16 protein-coding genes are annotated in these 17,876 nt (G+C 36.7%); 6 read left to right on the forward strand and 10 right to left on the reverse strand.

The window, feature by feature from the left end:
• Positions 1–19: 19 nt before the first annotated feature.
• The 3 genes from K9M53_RS15895 to K9M53_RS15905 all read right to left on the reverse strand — a co-directional run bounded on the left by K9M53_RS15895 (position 20) and on the right by K9M53_RS15905 (position 3,061).
• A complete protein-coding gene (locus K9M53_RS15895) occupies positions 20–1,153 on the reverse strand; it encodes a tetratricopeptide repeat protein (RefSeq protein WP_224016749.1) in 1,134 nt (377 codons plus the stop codon).
• Positions 1,154–1,218: 65 nt separating this feature from the next.
• Positions 1,219–2,556, reverse strand: coding sequence for a porin family protein (locus K9M53_RS15900; protein ID WP_224016751.1), 1,338 nt, complete (start codon positions 2,554–2,556; stop codon positions 1,219–1,221).
• On the reverse strand, positions 2,546–3,061 hold the full coding sequence (locus tag K9M53_RS15905; protein ID WP_224016753.1) for an RNA polymerase sigma factor: 516 nt from the start codon (positions 3,059–3,061) through the stop codon (positions 2,546–2,548). The genes K9M53_RS15900 and K9M53_RS15905 overlap by 11 nt, the downstream gene beginning before the upstream one ends.
• A 602-nt stretch (positions 3,062–3,663) precedes the next feature.
• Between K9M53_RS15905 and K9M53_RS15910 the strand changes: the two genes are divergently transcribed.
• From K9M53_RS15910 to K9M53_RS15925, 4 genes are all read left to right on the forward strand, one after another.
• On the forward strand, positions 3,664–4,164 hold the full coding sequence (locus K9M53_RS15910; RefSeq protein ID WP_224016755.1) for an SET domain-containing protein-lysine N-methyltransferase: 501 nt from the start codon (positions 3,664–3,666) through the stop codon (positions 4,162–4,164).
• 13 nt (positions 4,165–4,177) lie between these two features.
• Positions 4,178–5,314 carry a D-alanine--D-alanine ligase family protein gene (locus tag K9M53_RS15915; protein ID WP_224016757.1) on the forward strand — a complete coding sequence of 379 codons (1,137 nt, stop codon included), beginning with the start codon at positions 4,178–4,180 and terminating at the stop codon, positions 5,312–5,314.
• 88 nt (positions 5,315–5,402) lie between these two features.
• Positions 5,403–6,830, forward strand: coding sequence for an SET domain-containing protein-lysine N-methyltransferase (locus K9M53_RS15920; protein WP_224016759.1), 1,428 nt, complete (start codon positions 5,403–5,405; stop codon positions 6,828–6,830).
• Between the two features lie 126 nt (positions 6,831–6,956).
• Positions 6,957–7,865, forward strand: a complete 909-nt coding sequence (locus tag K9M53_RS15925) for an ABC transporter six-transmembrane domain-containing protein (RefSeq protein WP_224016761.1) — start codon at positions 6,957–6,959, stop codon at positions 7,863–7,865.
• 16 nt (positions 7,866–7,881) lie between these two features.
• Here K9M53_RS15925 and K9M53_RS15930 read toward each other — a convergent pair whose 3' ends face one another.
• The 5 genes from K9M53_RS15930 to ybeY all read right to left on the reverse strand — a co-directional run bounded on the left by K9M53_RS15930 (position 7,882) and on the right by ybeY (position 14,482).
• The gene (locus K9M53_RS15930; RefSeq protein WP_224016762.1) at positions 7,882–10,275 is read right to left on the reverse strand and encodes a right-handed parallel beta-helix repeat-containing protein; all 2,394 of its coding nucleotides are present in this window, start codon (positions 10,273–10,275) and stop codon (positions 7,882–7,884) included.
• A 299-nt stretch (positions 10,276–10,574) separates the two neighbouring features.
• Entirely contained in the window at positions 10,575–11,483 is a 909-nt protein-coding gene (locus K9M53_RS15935) for a DUF72 domain-containing protein (protein ID WP_224016764.1), read from the reverse strand.
• A 92-nt stretch (positions 11,484–11,575) separates the two neighbouring features.
• On the reverse strand, positions 11,576–12,091 hold the full coding sequence (locus K9M53_RS15940; RefSeq protein WP_224016766.1) for a cupin domain-containing protein: 516 nt from the start codon (positions 12,089–12,091) through the stop codon (positions 11,576–11,578).
• Between the two features lie 9 nt (positions 12,092–12,100).
• Positions 12,101–13,969 carry a tRNA uridine-5-carboxymethylaminomethyl(34) synthesis enzyme MnmG gene (gene mnmG / locus K9M53_RS15945; RefSeq protein WP_224016768.1) on the reverse strand — a complete coding sequence of 623 codons (1,869 nt, stop codon included), beginning with the start codon at positions 13,967–13,969 and terminating at the stop codon, positions 12,101–12,103.
• Positions 13,970–14,047: 78 nt separating this feature from the next.
• A complete protein-coding gene (gene ybeY / locus K9M53_RS15950) occupies positions 14,048–14,482 on the reverse strand; it encodes an rRNA maturation RNase YbeY (RefSeq protein ID WP_224016770.1) in 435 nt (144 codons plus the stop codon).
• A gap of 67 nt (positions 14,483–14,549) precedes the next feature.
• Here ybeY and K9M53_RS15955 point away from each other — a divergent pair, with 67 nt between their 5' ends.
• Positions 14,550–14,801, forward strand: a complete 252-nt coding sequence (locus K9M53_RS15955; protein WP_224016772.1) for a FeoA family protein — start codon at positions 14,550–14,552, stop codon at positions 14,799–14,801.
• Positions 14,802–14,818: 17 nt separating this feature from the next.
• Positions 14,819–15,388, forward strand: coding sequence for a nicotinate (nicotinamide) nucleotide adenylyltransferase (gene nadD, locus K9M53_RS15960; protein WP_224016773.1), 570 nt, complete (start codon positions 14,819–14,821; stop codon positions 15,386–15,388).
• A 10-nt stretch (positions 15,389–15,398) separates the two neighbouring features.
• Here the strand turns inward: nadD and chrA are convergent, their stop codons facing one another.
• Together chrA and K9M53_RS15970 are read right to left on the reverse strand one after the other, a co-directional pair.
• Complete coding sequence (chrA, locus tag K9M53_RS15965; RefSeq protein ID WP_224016775.1) at positions 15,399–16,649, reverse strand: chromate efflux transporter; 1,251 nt, start codon at positions 16,647–16,649, stop codon at positions 15,399–15,401.
• Positions 16,650–16,679: 30 nt separating this feature from the next.
• Positions 16,680–17,621: an isopenicillin N synthase family dioxygenase gene (locus K9M53_RS15970; RefSeq protein ID WP_224016777.1), complete on the reverse strand. Its 942-nt coding sequence runs from the start codon at positions 17,619–17,621 to the stop codon at positions 16,680–16,682.
• Positions 17,622–17,876: the final 255 nt, after the last annotated feature.

Consider the following 17,876-nt stretch of genomic DNA (forward strand, 5'->3'; position numbering starts at 1 on the left):
TAAATAAATAATTTAGAAATTACATGGCGCTGATCTTCTTCTGCAAATTATCAGCATCATCAAAAGAATGACTTTTCATTTCTTCGTATGTCGCTTGTGCGCTGCTCTTTTGTCCTAATCCAACATAACATAATCCTATATAATACAAGCTCAGGTTGGTAGGCTTTATTGCTTTTGCTTTTTTTAAGATATCTAAACCATCGGAATATTTTTTTAGCTGATAATAAGAATACCCCAATTCCGTCATTGCCGATGTATATTGGTTGTTTATCTCGATTACTTTTTTTAGATATGGAATTGCTTTTTCATAATCGCCCTTGTCGTTATAACACCAACCTGCACCGTAGTTTGCATTGGCGCTTTGCGCATTGAGGTCTATCGCTTTTAAATAATTCGGTAATGCTGAGGAAGCGCTACCTTTTAAAACCCTATAAACATCGCCCAAGCCGGTAAAAGAGGTTGCATTTTGTGCATTGTATCGTTGTGCCTGCATATAAGCATCTATTGCATCTTCCGCTTTTTCTTTTTGATAATAGGCATATCCCAGTTCATTATAAGCATCATAATCATCCGACTTTTTTTCTATTGCCTGCTTAAGCGTTGTAATGGCATCATCATAATTTTCCAATTGATTATAGCACCAGCCTAAATTATAAATAGATGTTTCATCGGGTTGTGTTGCATATAAAAGGTAATTTTTATAATTATCTCTTGCGCTTTCATAGTCATACTTAGTGTTCAAGTATATAATGCCTAGATATTTATAAGCAGAAGCATACAGATTATCCAATTCCAATACTTTTTTGTAAGTCGTAATAGCATCGTCATAATTTTTTGAATATTGTTGTGCATAACCAAGCTCAAAGTAAACTTTGGCGGCGGAAGAACCTTGCGTCGCTTTTTTTAATACCGGCATTGCATCGGAATACTTGCCCTGCTCGTTATAGCACCAGCCTAATTCATATAACGCATCCGTATAATTCGCATTTAATGAAACAGCCTTTTTAAAAGAAGTAATGGCGTCATCAATTTTGTTGTCGTCTTCTAACGTTACAGCTGCGTTATAATATTCTTCTGCTGTTGTTTGCGACTTTGCGGTTGTAAATACTGATATTGACAGTATAAGTAAGAAAGAACTTAAGGACTTTGACATTGCAGTAATTTTTTACCAAATTACAGTAATGGCGAAAAAAATGCAATACCCAACAAAAGGTATTTTTATTTAAAAGGCTTAAACACTGCAGTAAACAATAATCCGCCGCTATTTAATTTAATGTTACCAAATCCTATTCCGTTTAGCGGAAGCTCTATAAATGGTTCTGCCATTAAAGAGAACCGTTTGGTAAAGTTATATTGGTAACCTCCTGACAGGGATAAAACCGAAAACAGGTTTTTATTTTGATTGTTTATTACAGCGGTATATGTTGATTGCCCCCCTTGTGCATCCTGGGAATTATATTGATAGGTTTCGTTTTTCATTAAATAAGACAACAACCCTGCAGCGCCAAACCATTCATGCTTTTTAGACAAGCCGAAATTATAGCTAAGCGTTAACGGAATCTCATACACCTGGCAATTGGCGTTTATTTGCTTTAAGTCAGGATAGTATGTCCAGAATTGTTTGGGCGGATGATAATCAGAGGGCGACGCTGAGTATATTTTTTTAGAAACATAAAAACCTGTTCTTACAGCAAAATGTTTATTAAATGCATATCGAACGCCGGCACCATACGTAATGGTTGTTTTGCCTGCATCATTCAAATCAATATAGCTTAAACCCGGGCCAACAGATGCTGTAATGGCAAAACTGCTTTTGAATTTATTGGTCTTTTCTTCTTTCTTTTTTGTGTTAGATGCTATTGGCTCTTTGTTGTTAGCAGTATCGGCTGTTACTATTTTTTTAAGTGAAGAGTCTGTGCTTTTTGCAATGGTATTTTCAGTTACATCATTGGGCTGTTGAACAGGCGTTGCCAATGTTGATTCTGCAAAAATAGTTTCTTCTTTATCCGTGTTGTTATTATTTTGATTGTCTACAATTCCATCTGCAGCACCAGTAGATACTTTGGTTTTATATCTTGATTTCGTTTTTCTTTTTTGCTGAATGCTTTTTCCGGTCAATGAATTATCATTAGGTGTAGCAGCATGTATGTTTGCTATAAAGCCGGATCTTGAAGCACTTTTAATAACAATATTATTAGTGATTGAAGCGCCTGTTGAGTTGTTTACAATATTTGTTTTTTCTTCTTTATCAACTCTTTGGTTAGATGCTGTTATTGGTGGTGTATTGTTTGTTTGTACCTCAATTGTTTTAACTGAGCCGGCAGCTTGTGTTTGTGCAATCTCGTTTTTATCTTTTGCAGAATGCAAAGCAAAATATAATCCTGCTCCTGTTAATAAGAACAGCAGCAGCAATAAAAGATATCTTCTGTTATCTTTTTTCTGAGGAAGATGCTTATCCAACAAGCTTTCCATTTTACCCCAGGCCTGGTCATCGTAGGTGGGGTAATGTTGGTCGGAAGCCCTCTTTATAATATCATCCATTTCTTCATCCAGCATTTTTTGCAATTAATATTTTGTTTTGACGAAATAAGATCTTTTGTAATTGTTTTCTTGCCTTAGCAAGATTTGATTTTGATGTTCCTACAGAAATTCCCAATTGCTCAGCAATTTCCTCATGACTTAATCCTTCTACAATAAAAAGATTGAGCACAATTCTATAGCCCGGGGATAGATCCTGTATAAACTTTATTATTTCATGATAAGAAACTTTGTCTAAAGCTCCTTCCACATCGGCTTGTAAATGATAAACGGCTGAATCCAGTTCTCCTACCAGTTGGTGCTTACGGTTTTTTCTGAAATGGTCGATGGCGGTATAAATCATTATTTTTCTCAACCAGCCTTTAAAAGAGCCGATCTCATCGGAATAAGCCGGCTTAAACCGATGTATCTCTTTAAATATCTTCAAAAAACCGTCGTTTAATATTTCAACAGAATCGTCGTGATTATTGGTATAGCGGTCGCAAATAGCCATAGCATACCCATAGAAAGAGTTGTATATCATTTTTTGACTCTCCCTCGCATTCAGGGTACAACCCCTGATATGTATGCTTAATTCATCGGCCGATAACAAAGTATGTTGGTTTGTTGCTTAATAATCGGGAAAAGAATATAACGGGTTGCCTGCTGAGGTTAGTATTTGAGGCTTATTAAATGTACTGCTTTTCGGGCTGATTTTTAGATTTAAACTTAATCATCTTTGCTTCTTGTCGCTTTGCGTGAAATATCTACGCTTTAATAAAAGTCTAATAACAGTAATGCCGATGAACGTAATGAGTATCTCACTTCTTTCGCTGAAAGAAATGGACAAGAGAACAAGTTCACACGATGTTTAATTAAAATTCAAATGTTAGGCTCAAAAAATCAGAACACTTTTATTGAATTTGCTTTAACATAATCCAATGTTAATGACCTTTCATTAATTGATGTTTATACATTATTGCAGTAATTTAGGTTATCAACATTATTAAGCATTTAATCCACTATTGCAATAATTAAACTATAAATGTTTCTTTATAATAAAATGTTTTATAAATTTACTTTATCCAATTACTAACAAATAAATTAACCATTAAATTTCTCACCTCTTTATTCTCCAATTAAAACATGATAGCACAAACAACTAACCCAGCCGTTCAGGTGCTAAGCAACCATGCCATTGCAGAAGTATGGCAAAATGCTTCAACCAACCAAAAGTCATTACATGCATTACGCCAATTCAAACCGGGCGATGTTATCAGTCGCTTTCATGCAGGTACACTTTCTACCACTGCAACATACCTAACAGTGCAGGTGGGCATTGACAGACACATTACACTACAACCTGAGTTTTTACAATACATTAATCACAGTTGCGAGCCCAATGTTTTCTTTAATACTACTACCATGCAGGTAGTTTGTTTAAGAGAAATAAATGTTGGTGAAGAATTGACCTTCTTTTATCCTTCAACAGAATGGGATATGGTGCAGCCATTTGTTTGCAATTGCGGCAGCAAAGATTGTTTACAGTTGATCAACGGTGCTTCGCATCTTTCTATGCAAACCATAAAGAAGTATCGGGTAACGGATTTTATTCAACAGCAATGTAACCTAAAACGAAAGCTGTAAGTGTAGCAGCATTATGTTTTTAAATTCTATACCATTAAATAAATTAAAGGTTTGGGTGCTGGCACCTCAAATAGAAACCGCCGACCCTAATATCGACTACTACTACGATTTTTCTCAAAGCATTGCCGAATACACAAAAACTTTTGCTGAATTAAAAATTGATTGGCAATGGCAACCGGTTACGTTAAGCAATTATGCTTCAACCATTGAAGCAATAGAAGAAGAAAAGAAATCTAAAAAAATATTTCCTGTTATTTTTAATATTTGTGATGGCGATGAAATAAACGGAGCGCCGGGCATTTCTGTGATCAAGTTATTAGAAGAAAAGGGATTGGTTTATACAGGTTCTGATGAATACTTTTACAATATCACTACTTCTAAAATACCGATGAAACGGGCGTTTGACGAAGCTGCTGTTCCAACTGCAGCCTGGGAAGTAATCGATAAAAAAGTAAAAAGCCTGTATGGCATTTTTAAAAAACTAGGAAAGCCCGTTATTGTTAAGCCTGCTGTTTCCGGCGGAAGTATGGGCGTTGGCGTTGGCAATGTTGTTTCACAAAAGAAAGACCTGGAAGCACAGGTACAAAAAATGTTTGATGGTTATCGTGGATGGAATTTAGCAGCAGATGGATTGGTTGCAGAAAGTTTTATTAATGGTCCGGAGTTTACTACGTTAATTGTGGGCTCTTACGATAATCCTGAACAGGCAATTGTTTATAATCCGGTTGAACGCATCTTTCATGAATCATTACCTGACAATGAAAAATTTTTAAGCTTTGATCGTTTGTGGGAAATTTATGAAGATGAAACGCCGATGCCGAATGAAGGAAACTTTTACGAGTATCAAACGCCCGATGCATCTTTAATTGAATCTATTAAAAAAATCAGTTGGGATGCGTATTGCGCTACTAAAGGCAAAGGCTATACAAGAGTGGATCTGCGCATGGATAAAGCTACCGGTAAAATTTATGTGCTGGAAGTAAATGCGCAATGCGGAATTAGTGAAGATGAAGATTTTACTTCTATCGGCGCCATCTTAAGATTATGTGGTAAAACATTTACTCAATTGGTTGTTGAAATAATTAATGATGCCGTTGCAAGAAAAGCAAGCATTCCTAAGGTTGAAACTAAAAAGCAAGTAGCCGCTTAAATATAAAAATGCCAGTAAGACGATAAGGTATAAATTTTTTTTCGTCTTCCCGCCTTACCGGCAAACAAAATAATAGAAATAAGACTACATGAAGGTTTGTGTGCTTCAGCCCGATTATTCTACCTCTGCCGTAGATTACCAATATTATGACCCTCCCCGGGACTTAAGCCATTTAATGCCCGAAGCGCAGTTCACACACATCTCTCTTAATAAGCTCACTACCTACAAACAACTTAAAGAGCTTAAAAAAAATAATTACGACATCTTCGTAAATCTATGCGAAGGTTATTTGGAATGGGAGGTTCCTTCTATCGATGTTATTTATACATTGGAAAATTTGAATCTTCCTTTCACCGGACCAACATCTTTATTATACGACCCGCCAAAAGAGTTAATGAAGTATGTTGCTTATTGCGCTGATGTAAAAACACCTCCTTATGTTTTGGTGGAAAGCATGGATGATGTAGAAAGAGCCGCTGAGCAGTTACGATTTCCCTTGTTTGTAAAACCTGCTAAAGCCGGCGATAGTTTAGGAGTAGATGAAAGATCAGAAGTTCATAATAAAGAAGAGCTAAAACAAAAAGTAGCTTCTATCCTTGGCGAATACGGTTCGTTATTAGTAGAAGAATATATTAAAGGAAGAGAATTTACGGTAATGCTTGCCGGTGGAATTGACAAAGACAAAACACCCATCATCTTTAAACCAATTGAATACATTTTTCCCGAAGGGTTTAGTTTTAAAACCTACGCATTAAAAACTTCGGAACTGCATCCTTACGCCAATATTCCTCTAACGGATACCGCAATTGAAAAACAATTGAAGGAAGCAGCACAAAATATCTTCAAAGGTTTTAACGGTGCCGGTTATGCCAGGATGGATTTTAGAATGGATGATAAAGGCGATCTTTATTTTCTCGAGATCAATTTTACCTGTTCTGTTTTTTATAAAGATGGCTACGAAGGTTCTGCAGATTATATCTTAAAGCACGATGGCTTCGGGCAATCAAATTTTCTTCGTCATATTATCGCCGAAGGAATTTTACGACATGACGAAAAGCAAAAAAAATATATTTTAAGAGGCAATTCCACTGCTGGTTACGGCATTTATGCCAATCGGGATATTGCCGCTAACGAGCTCATTTTCAAGGGCGAAGAGCGACCGCAACGCCTTGTTACTCATAGACATATAGAAGAAAACTGGAATGTTAAGGAAAAGGAAACTTTCCGACGCTACGCTTATCCTGTAAGTAAAAGTGTATTTTTGCTGTGGGATGATGATCCGTCGGGCTGGGCTCCTCAAAACCATAGTTGCGATCCAAATACAAGGTATATAGGTTTAAATGTAGTCGCCATACGCAACATTAAAAAAGGCGAAGAACTAACCCTCAACTACGCATCCTTTCTGGATGAAACAATGGAGCCATTTCAATGCCAATGCGGCTCACCCAATTGCCGAGGCTTAATTACCGGAGTTGCTAACAACTCAATAACGTTAAGAGAAGAGCAAGGCATTTAAACGGAAATTTGATTTTCCCGTCTCAAAACTCACTCATTAAATTCTGGAACAGCCAATATTGGCTAATTGTTGATGATTTAGATTAAAGGAGGAATTATGTCACGTTTCGAAATTTTGCGGAGCCTTATGAAAAAACACAGGTATCAATTGATACTTACGTACATTTTGTTTTCACTGGAAATGATCGGCTCTTTATTGCGCCCCTTCTTTTTGGGCGAAGCGGTGAATGATCTGATGCATGGAAGTTATCATGGATTAATTATGCTTTCCATCGTTCACATGGGTTATTTGATAGCCGGAACCATTCGCCACATGTATGATACAAGAACGTATTCTGCTATTTACACTTCTTTGGTTACAAAATTTATCAGTAGAAGAATTGCTAAAACACAGATATCTAAAATGAGCGCCCACTCTACATTAGCAAAAGAGTTTGTCGATTTTTTAGAGTTTGACCTGGTATATGTAATGGAAGCTGTGTATAATATTTTCGGTTCATTGATATTATTGTACTTCTATAATCATTCAGTAGTATTGGTTTGTTTGGCGATATTATTACCGGTTGTTGGTATTAGTTATTTCTATGGAAGAAAAATGAAACGTCTTACTAAAATGAAGAATGATGAACTGGAAACCCAGGTAGATATTATTTCTTCGGGCAATCGTGAAACTATTTTTAAGCATTACGATAATTTACGCAAATGGCAGATCCGCATTAGTGACCAGGAAGCTTGGAATTTTGGCTTTATGGAATTGATGGTAGTGGTGGTAATTGCTGCTGCGTTGTTTGTAACCAATAATGTGATCGGTACAACTATTTTAGCCGGTAACTTAATTGGTATTTACAATTACATCTTAAAATTTGTTTCGGGCTTAGATACCATTCCATATACTGTTCAGCGCTTAACTTCATTAAGCGATATCACTCGTCGTATTGAATTGCAAGAAGAAGATATTCCGGAAGAAGCGAAAGGAAAACTAAAATACATTGAACCGATCTATTCTAAAACAAAGGTTGCGGAACTTTTTGCATAGATTTTATTTCAAACCATTAAAGCAAGCTAAGTTTATTTCCGGCTGTAACAATAAAGATTGCGGAATCTGAAACAGAAATGCTTCTTGCGGAAGTGTTGGAATTTAAAATTGCTCCGCCGGAATTAATGATCACATCTGTATTTGCATCCGGCACTACGCCACAGCTCCAGTTAGCTCCATTTTCCCAGGCAGTGGTACCGCCAGCACCAGTCCACGTATCAGTAAACTTCAAGGTAAATGTATTGCTGGCATATATTCCGCCATTTATCAAACAACGGTATTGATATCCATACCAGGAAGAAGAAATATTATTTAATAAAAGAACGGAAGATTGCGAACCGGCATAGTTTGCTCCATCTGCTACATTTACAAAATCTCCACCGGCATTTACCTGCCATTGATAACTACTACCCGAAACATCAGAGCCTATAGAAGAACTAATGGTTCCCGGACAAAGCATATAATTAAATCCTGATTTTGTTACGATCGTTCCTGTTGAATTGGTTACGGAAACAGTACCAAAAGAACCGTTTCCTACAATTGCATTGATTACAGAATTAGAAACCACTGTAAAAGAAGAGGCTGCAACACCACCAAATGAAACGCTGGTTGCTCCTGTAAAATTAGAACCATTAATAGTTATAACAGACCCTGTAATAGCATTGGTTGGAGTAAAAGAAGTTATTTGTGAACAACCTGTAGAAGCAGTCCATGAAAAAGCACCAATACCGCTTTTGTCTTCATCAACAACAGCATTGCCGCCACGACCGGAGTAATTCATTCCGCAATACGTACCATTGCCGCCCGGAGAGCCGGCGAAGCGAACAAACATTCCTCTTTTTGCAGTAGAATTATTTTGATTATTATAAGGATATTCTTTTCCGGTATTGGCGATAGTAATATTTTCAAAAATAAAATTATAAAAGCCATCGCCGGTGCTTTTATTAAAATAGATGCCGTCATTCCTGGAATCAATAACATCAATATTATAAAACTTAATGTTCTTTACTTGCGTGCCGCAAATGTTAGTACAATAAAGATCGATGGCGCCAACAGGGTTATTATATAAATCATTAAAAGTTCCACACCCAATTACTGTTATATCATGAAATACATGCTGACCGGATGCATCAAACTGGTAACCAGAAAAAGCATTGTTGGCTCTAAGTCCGGCTTCAAGGTTATCTTTAATTAAGAGATTGTATGCCTGGTTATTTTTACCGCCGTAAATAGCAGCACCGGAAGCCCTCCACGTGTTTTCGGAAGTATTGTAACGAAACGTATTATTAATACATTCCTGGTTGTTAGCGCTCCATATCGCCATATCATCATCTCCATTATTCCTGAAACTACAATGTTCTACAATTGTATTAGAAGTGCCTTTGCAAAGATTAATTCCATCTGCATAGTTATCTCTGAAACGACAATTGGATACTAAGAATCCATCAGCATAAGCAGGACCGGTACTAAGATAATTCCCAATCCATGCACCACATTCAAAATGTTCGGCCCATACATTAGTAATAGTTGAACCGGAAGTGTAAACACCATTTATGGCTTTATATGAGTTACTTCTTGAAGCATTGTTCGTTGTTAAAAAAAGATCTGCATAGCTTACGTTAGCAACATTTGCACAAAGACCCCCTTTATTAGTTGTTCCGCTGGTGAAATTAATATGACTATACCACATGCCTGCCCCCTGAAGTTTGGTATTTGTATTATTAAACTGAAGTTGGACACTTACATTATAGTCTCCTGTTGGTAAAAAAATGGTTTTGCCTCCATTATTAGTAATGAACGTTTGTAAAGTACTTCCATCGCCTGAATAAACAGCGGCGCCACTTGGTGCTGTTATTGCTTCAGGTACAGGTTCCAGTTCCACAAAATCAAGGTGAATGTTTCCGCTTTCTGTAACCAGTTTTAATTTACTTGCCACCGGAATTTTATTGGGCAATTTATATCGGATCTCATCAAATCTTTTTTTAGGATTTTTATTGCTAACGCCGTTATTGTTAGGATTCCCATTGTTCCAAAGCGATTCCCAAGACCAGGTTGATGTTAATGTAATTCCTGTTATTCTAACGTTGTCAACATAAACACCAACAACCGCTGTCTCTCCTTTTGGAATACAATATCTCATAACAAGTCCGTCAGCAGCTTCTATTATTGTCCATTCAACAGAAGCGTTTGCTGTGGTCATATCCACACAAACCTGCCCAGAAGCTTCAGATTGAAGATCGGGTTGCGAATAAGACCTCGGCATAACAAATGCGCCACTTGATAATGTTCCTAAATCCGCCTCATATCTTTTATAAGGCGCATCGTAATAACCACGTTGTGCAAAGAGATTAATAAAATTACCCACTAATAACAGGCTGATGATGGATGCTTTTCGTAAAGTCTTATTCATGTTTGGCAAATTACTGGTTCAGAGATCAGACAACTAAATAAAGCGATGCTTTATCTTAGGATTTGTCTAAAATATTTTTAGAAGATTAAGTTAGCGGCACAAAGGTATCAAGAAGTAAAGGCCAATAAAGCTTTTATTAGATTCATATAACTAATATTTATCTAATTTTTTACTTTATGTTTTTTATTTTATTGACAATCAAACACATATAAATAAATAAAAAATATTTATATATAGTGGAATAACCTTGCTGATTTATTGATTTAAGATCGGAAGAGAAGGGCTAAGACCCTGTAGTTTTAAAATAGATCCTGTTGCTTATTTATAAATACTGGCTTTTTTAATTTCACATCAAGCTCTTTATTAATTTTATCGACCAAATAAATGGTTAGTTCCGGAGAAGTTGCCTCGTTATGCATATGCATAAAATAATACAATTCTTCCAAACCATGGTCCATCCAATATTTGAGGCGTTTGATCCAGGCATCTGTTCTTGTATAATCTGTTTTGTGTAAGCTATTCCCAACATATCGAATGAATGTTTTGGGGACAGTTAATTCCATATGAGCACAATCTCTTCTTCCGGCAGTATCTGTAATAACTGCACCGATATTTAACGAGCGAAGCGTATCAAATAACTCTTTGCGAATGATTTTATCTGTAAACCAATCCGGGTGTCTGACCTCTAAAAAGAATTGCAGATCTACCGGAAGTGATCTTAGGTAGTTAAATAATTTATCTCTTTGGTTGGGAGAAAAGCGTTCACTGACTTGTAAAAATACAGGACCTAAATGTTCTTTAAAAGCTAGTATCCCTTCTAAAAAAGAATCGGTTATAGCATCAACATTATTGAATCCGCTGTAATGACTTATTGCTTGTGGAACTTTTGGACAAAATTTAAAATCAATTCCTTTTGCTTTTGCCGCCCATTTTGCGATCGCCGCAGCATCATATATTTTGTAGTGCGTAGCATTCAATTCGATAGAGTTGTAATGCTTCACATAGTGTTCTAAAAAGTTAGCATCTTTAGTTCCCTTCGGATAAATTTTTCCTATCCATTCTTTTCTACCCCACTTGGCGCAACCAATATAAATTTCAGGGTGCTTTGTTTTTATTCCGGATAATACCAATTTATTAGCCGCCGGTTCTTTAGGCAATGAAAAATCAACAGACTCCAATTCTTTTGGTGATACTTTTCCGAAATCCATAAATATGAATTGTCTTATATAGAAAAAGTATAGAGCTAATAACAGCGCTATAAATTTTTTGTTTCTATAACAAAATTTTATCCTTAAGATCTTTATCTCCCAAAGTCATCCTGCACACGAACAATATCCTCTTCATTAGAAGGATTTTTTGCATCCGTATGTTGCCAGATCTCAGCAACAATTCCCCATTGCTGTGTACCGATCAAACGATGGCGTTCTCCTTGTTTTAATTGCACGATATCGCCGGGGTGCAAAATTCTTTTTTCTTTTTCTTCATCCGTATCACTAGTGATAACAGCCGCTTCGCCACCAATTAATTTCCATATTTCTGCACGACGATGATGGTACTGCCAGCTTAATCTTTTTTCAGGAGCAACAATTAAAATCTTAGGACTTAGTTTATCTGCTATCAGCAGATCTTCTTTTTTCAGATGCGGAAAATAAGTAGCAATAAAGGTTTCCGCCTGCGATTCATCAATTACAAAAAACCCACCCCATGGGCGTGAGCTATCTTGTTTATCAATGTTGAAGTTTTTCGTTTGCAAATACTTTTCAACTTCCTGAAAAACTTTTTCTTTGGTTGTGTCAGCGATAAAAGAAAGGTTCATAGTAAGAATTTATCTCCCCATGTAAACCATCAGGATCTGTACATCGCTTGGGTTTACACCCGAAATGCGTGACGCCTGACCTAGCGTACGGGGTTTTATTTTAGTGAATTTTTGTCTTGCTTCGGTTGATAACGAAACTAATTTATCGTAATTAAAATTATCAGGTATTATCAGGTTTTCTAACTGGCTCATTTTAGCAACCAGTTCTTTTTCTTTTTCAATGTACACATCATACTTCGTTTGTATCTCTACTTGCTCTAATGTCTCTTTATTAAAATTGCTTAATGCATCTGCCAATTTTGGAACAGCGTTTATTAACTCAATAATATTTACCATTGGCCGCAACAATAGCTGAGCTGCTTTTTGTTTTGATATTAACGGCGACGAATAAACGCTTTCTAAATAATCATTTGTTTCCTCCGGCTCAAGCGTTACTTTATTTAATATATCTTTTACCTTTTCTACAGACTCTCTTTTACTTATCACTTTTTCCATTCTTTCTTGCGATGCCAATCCCAAACGGTAACTCATTTCAGTTAATCTCAAATCAGCATTATCCTGTCGTAATAAAGTTCTGAACTCTGCCCTGCTGGTAAACATTCTGTAAGGTTCATCGGTTCCTTTATTAATCAGGTCATCGATCAATACCCCAATGTATGCTTCACTACGCTTCAAGATCACAGCATCCAATTCGCTCGCTTTTTGATGGGCGTTGATTCCTGCCATTAAACCCTGGCAGGCCGCCTCTTCATAACCAGTAGTTCCATTTATTTGCCCGGCAAAAAACAGGTTTTGTACCAGCTTTGTTTCCAGGCTAAATTTTAACTGTGTAGGTGGGAAATAATCATATTCAATGGCATATCCAGGACGAAACATTCTGCAGTTTTCAAACCCTGGAACCATTTTAAGTGCTTGATATTGAACATCTTCTGGTAAGGAGGTGCTGAAACCATTAACATATATTTCTACGGTATTCCAACCTTCAGGCTCTACGAACAGCTGATGACGCTCTTTATCTGCAAATCGATTGATCTTGTCTTCTATGCTTGGACAGTATCTTGGACCTCTTCCTTGTATCCTTCCCTGGAACATAGGACTTTTTTCAAACCCCGTCTTTAAAATATCATGGACAACATCGCTCGTATAGGTTATCCAGCAGCTTCTTTGCTGTTGGGGCTTTATTCTTTCAATATCCAAAAAGCTGAATCCTACGATCTCATCGTCCCCTTTTTGTTCTTCCATCTTAGAATAATCCAAGCTTCTTCCATCAATCCTTGGTGGAGTTCCTGTTTTTAGGCGATCGCTTTCAAACCCTAAAGAAATTAATTGCTCTGTAATTCCTGTGGCTGCTTTCTCTGCTACTCTTCCGCCGCCAAATCTTTTTTCTCCAATATGAATTACTCCGTTTAAGAATGTGCCATTGGTTAAAACCACCGACTTCGCTTTGATCTCATGACCTAAACCGGTAATCACTCCGCAAGCTCTGCCATCTTTCACCAATAGTCCATTTACCATATCCTGGTAAAAATCTACGTTAAGTGTGTTTTCCAACATTTCTCTCCATGTAGCAGCAAACAACATTCTATCGTTTTGTGCTCTTGGGCTCCACATAGCAGGTCCTTTGGAACGATTTAGCATCCTGAATTGGATCATGCTTTTATCTGTGACAATTCCGCTGTAACCTCCCATCGCATCAATTTCACGCACAATTTGTCCTTTGGCTATTCCCCCCATAGCAGGGTTACAGCTCATTTGGGCAATTGTCTGCATATTCATGGTTATCAGAAGCACCTTGCTGCCCAAATTGGCGGCTGAAGCTGCGGCTTCGCATCCGGCATGACCGGCGCCTACTACTATAATATCATACTCTGGAAACATGAGGTGCAAAGATACAATTTGAAAAGGCTTTCTAAAAAAGACGATATGTTTCCCGTGAAACATATTGAATGATGAAAATCAATGTTTCATGTGGAACCTTTTAAAGTAAGATTTGAGATACTGGTTCTCTCTTTTTCTCATAGCGGCAATCTCGGCTTTGGACTTATCCTTGTATCCGCACAAATGCAATGCACCATGAAAAATTACCCTATGAAGCTCTTCTATAAAGGACGTGTTATGATTTTGAGCATTTTCTTTAACCCGATCGATACTAATATATACTTCTCCAGAAATTGAATTGGAAGAAGACAGGTCGAAGGTTAAAATATCTGTATAATAATTATGGTTAAGGAAGTTTTTATTCATTTCAAGAACCTCTTTATCTGAAGTAAAAATATATACCAGGGATTCCAGTTTATGGTTTTCCTTCCTGAACAATTGTTCAACAAAGAGCTTCAATTTATTCCTGTCTTTTAAATTTGTCTTTTGCGGAAAAAAGAATTTAATCTTCATTGTATTTTTCGTAAATCGAAATTATAGAACAAAAGCGAATGAATAAATTTGCAGATTAATAGATGACATGCAAAAAAGGCTATCGGAAATAGAAGTGGGCAAAACTGTTATAATTACCTCTTTTGAAAAAGATGATATTTTTCTCAAATTAATGGAGATGGGATGTGTTCCCGGCGAAACAATTCTCGTTGATCAAAAAGCTCCGCTAGGAGACCCGATTTCAATATTAGTCGCGGGCTATAATTTAAGTCTTCGCATCAGCGAAGCCGATAATATCTGGGTAGAAGAAGTAAGCATTGCATCTAATTCTAATAAATAATTGATTATCAATTTATTATGAAAATAGGATTGTATTTTGGCTCTTTTAACCCTATTCATATTGGTCACCTTATTATTGCAAGCCATATTACCAATTTTACGTCTTTAGACCAGGTTTGGTTTGTGGTATCCCCTCAAAATCCGTTAAAGCCCTCCTCCTCTTTATTAAATGAATATCATCGATTGCATTTTGTACAATTAGCCATTGAGGGTGAAAGTAAATTAAAAGCAAGTGATGTAGAGTTTCATTTACCTAAGCCATCTTATACGGTAGATACCCTGGCTTATTTAAAAGAAAAATATCCTCAACACGAATTTGCTGTGATAATGGGTGCTGATAGCTTCAGCAATATCAGCAACTGGAAAAATTATGAGGTGTTGTTAAAAAACAATTCCATCTATATTTATAAAAGGAAAGGATTTGAAATTACAGATGCTTTAGGGGCTGATATTATTTTATTGGAAGCTCCCATCTTAGATATATCATCTACACATATTCGCAATCTTATTAAAACCGGAAAATCTACAAGATATTTATTACCTGATGTTGTAAATAATGAAATAGAAAAAAACAACTATTATAAATAGAGGGCTGCTGTTACATTGAAAATATCCAACCAATAAATAAGCAGAATAAAACAATTACCGGGGCGGGTAATTTTTTAATATGTAGTGTTCCAAATGTTCCTACAATAACCATTACATTAATTATGCTTAAACTATTCAAGTGGTTCACCGATACGCCTCGTAATAAGTATAAAGTAGCTGCCCACATTAAGCCCACTACTACTGCATTTATTCCTTCCAATGCACGATACACTACCACAAACTTTTTAAGATTATGCCATACAGGATAAAAAAACAAAACCAGTAAGGCGCTTGGTAAAAAAATTGCAATTGAACCAATTACACAACCCAGAATGTGCATTTCTGTTCCATCGTTTTTTAATGCCAGCCCTCCTGTATATGAGGCTATAGAAAAAACAGGTCCGGGTATGGCTCTTACCATCCCTGCACCGGTCATAAGCTCATTCTTATCAATGATGATTCTGTTCTCTTTTTTTTCTGCCACCGTCATTGATGCAGGACGTGCAACATACTGATCCAGCATCATTGGAATTAATACATCGCCGCCACCAAAAACAAAACTTCCAAAGCGATAAAAGTTTTCAAATAAATTGTACGCTTTTCTTTCCGGCCAATCCTGTTTGCGTGCTGTTTCTGAAAGAACTCCGGCAATGATAAATATCAGCACAAACAACCAAATATTTGTCCAGCGAATATGTTTAGGCCGAACTATTTCCTTTTCCGGAATACGCTTATCACTGAAATTAGTAGCAACACCACCTACAACTATTAATATCGGGAATACCCAGGGCGTTTTAAAATATAAATATGTTATCGACATTGAAACCATCATGATTATTTGCGTGATGGTGTTGTGGATAGAGATCTTAAATGTTTTTACTGCTGCATAAGCTAAAAAGCCGATCGCCATTGGTTGTATAAATTGGAAAACACTGCCTTGTAATTTTGTGGTACCCACTCCTGCTACTAAAAAAGAAATAACGCCCATTAAAATACATGCCGGCAACATCCATATAATTAAAGTAAGCACGGCAAGCGGAACGCCGCCTCGTTTATATCCAATCAGTGTTAATGTTTGTGTAGAAGAAGCCCCCGGAAGCATTTGGCAAAAAGAAACATACTCCATCAATTCCTCTTTCGTTACATCTCGTCTTTTGTCTACAAAGGTTTTCATCATCATACCGAGATGCCCCTGCGGACCGCCAAATGCAGTAATGCTGTGTAAAAAAACAGCTCGTAAAAATGGTATGTGTCTAAGCAAACGCAAGGTTAAACTCTTGCAAAGATGTGCTTATTTTTTTAATCCGATTTCTCTTAATCTTTCATCCAAATATTCTCCTGCAGTTGCATCATCATACGCTTTTGGGTGTTCTGCATTGATACAAGTATCCAAACACTGTAAGCTCATGCTGGATTTGGGATGAAGAAAGAATGGAATAGAAAACCTTGAGGTGTGCCATAATTCCCTTGGAGGATTTACGACCCTATGCGTTGTACTTCTTAATTTATTATTGGTAAGCCGTTGCAACATATCGCCCACATTCACCACTATTTGTTCCGGCAACGAGGTTACGCCCACCCATTCATTTTGCTTAGTAAGAATCTGCAAGCCATCTGCAGATGCGCCAACCAATAAAGTGATCAAATTTATGTCTTCGTGTTGCTCTGCCCTGATAGCACTTTTGGGTTCATGCGTAATTGGTGGATAATGTATAGAACGCAATATAGAGTTACCATTATAAACATACTCATCAAAATAATGCTCAGGAAGATCTAAATACAATGCTATTGCCTGTAATAATGCTGTACCCGATTTTTCGAAAGCCCTGTATGCATTGGCAAATGTTTCATTGAATTCTGGAACCTCTTTTATTGGTACGTTTGGAGGATATTCTTCTTCTTTATAATTGTCTCTCGGGTTTTGTCCATATTGAAAAAATTCTTTCAGATCCGGTGCATCACTTCCCTTGGCGTGTTCCTTACCAAAGCTTGTATAACCACGCTGACCGGCCAACTCCGGTATCTCATATTTTCTTTTTTGCTCTGATGGCAATGAAAAGAATTGCTGTACATAATTATACAGGTCTGCTATTAATTCATCCGGCACACCGTGATTTTTTACTGCAACAAAGCCAACATCTTCATACGCTTTGCCCAACTCTTGTACAAATGCCGCTTTTCTTTTAGGATCGCCACTTAAAAATTCTGCCAGATCAACTGAAGGAATTGCCATAACTCAATGTTTTAATTAAAAAATAAAGGGGAAATAAATTTAGTGAATATTTTATTACTACCAGAATAAGTTGTTATTAAAAGCTTGCCTGGGTTGTTTTATTATAGAATTACAATGATAAAAAGCAAAAAATGTACAAAAGGCTAGAAAGGGCTATTTTTTATTTACCTGATTTTTTCAGCTTTACTATGCAATGAACATGTAAGCATTGATTTTACATAGTTGAAAATTTACTTTACGACATTGATTTTTGCC

The organism is Ferruginibacter albus, assembly GCF_020042285.1.
In the GTDB taxonomy this organism is placed as follows: domain Bacteria; phylum Bacteroidota; class Bacteroidia; order Chitinophagales; family Chitinophagaceae; genus Ferruginibacter; species Ferruginibacter albus.

Excerpts from the sequence above, each read along its gene's own strand:
- K9M53_RS15930 (WP_224016762.1), bottom strand. The coding sequence starts at position 10,275 with ATGAATAAGACTTTACGAAAAGCATCCATCATCAGCCTGTTATTAGTG.
- K9M53_RS15955 (WP_224016772.1), top strand. The coding sequence starts at position 14,550 with ATGCAAAAAAGGCTATCGGAAATAGAAGTGGGCAAAACTGTTATAATT.
- K9M53_RS15905 (WP_224016753.1), bottom strand. The coding sequence starts at position 3,061 with ATGATATACAACTCTTTCTATGGGTATGCTATGGCTATTTGCGACCGC.
- K9M53_RS15940 (WP_224016766.1), bottom strand. The coding sequence starts at position 12,091 with ATGAACCTTTCTTTTATCGCTGACACAACCAAAGAAAAAGTTTTTCAG.
- K9M53_RS15925 (WP_224016761.1), top strand. The coding sequence starts at position 6,957 with ATGAAAAAACACAGGTATCAATTGATACTTACGTACATTTTGTTTTCA.
- K9M53_RS15920 (WP_224016759.1), top strand. The coding sequence starts at position 5,403 with ATGAAGGTTTGTGTGCTTCAGCCCGATTATTCTACCTCTGCCGTAGAT.
- mnmG (WP_224016768.1), bottom strand. The coding sequence starts at position 13,969 with ATGTTTCCAGAGTATGATATTATAGTAGTAGGCGCCGGTCATGCCGGA.
- K9M53_RS15970 (WP_224016777.1), bottom strand. The coding sequence starts at position 17,621 with ATGGCAATTCCTTCAGTTGATCTGGCAGAATTTTTAAGTGGCGATCCT.
- K9M53_RS15900 (WP_224016751.1), bottom strand. The coding sequence starts at position 2,556 with ATGCTGGATGAAGAAATGGATGATATTATAAAGAGGGCTTCCGACCAA.
- K9M53_RS15910 (WP_224016755.1), top strand. The coding sequence starts at position 3,664 with ATGATAGCACAAACAACTAACCCAGCCGTTCAGGTGCTAAGCAACCAT.
- K9M53_RS15935 (WP_224016764.1), bottom strand. The coding sequence starts at position 11,483 with ATGGATTTCGGAAAAGTATCACCAAAAGAATTGGAGTCTGTTGATTTT.
- ybeY (WP_224016770.1), bottom strand. The coding sequence starts at position 14,482 with ATGAAGATTAAATTCTTTTTTCCGCAAAAGACAAATTTAAAAGACAGG.
- K9M53_RS15915 (WP_224016757.1), top strand. The coding sequence starts at position 4,178 with ATGTTTTTAAATTCTATACCATTAAATAAATTAAAGGTTTGGGTGCTG.
- nadD (WP_224016773.1), top strand. The coding sequence starts at position 14,819 with ATGAAAATAGGATTGTATTTTGGCTCTTTTAACCCTATTCATATTGGT.
- K9M53_RS15895 (WP_224016749.1), bottom strand. The coding sequence starts at position 1,153 with ATGTCAAAGTCCTTAAGTTCTTTCTTACTTATACTGTCAATATCAGTA.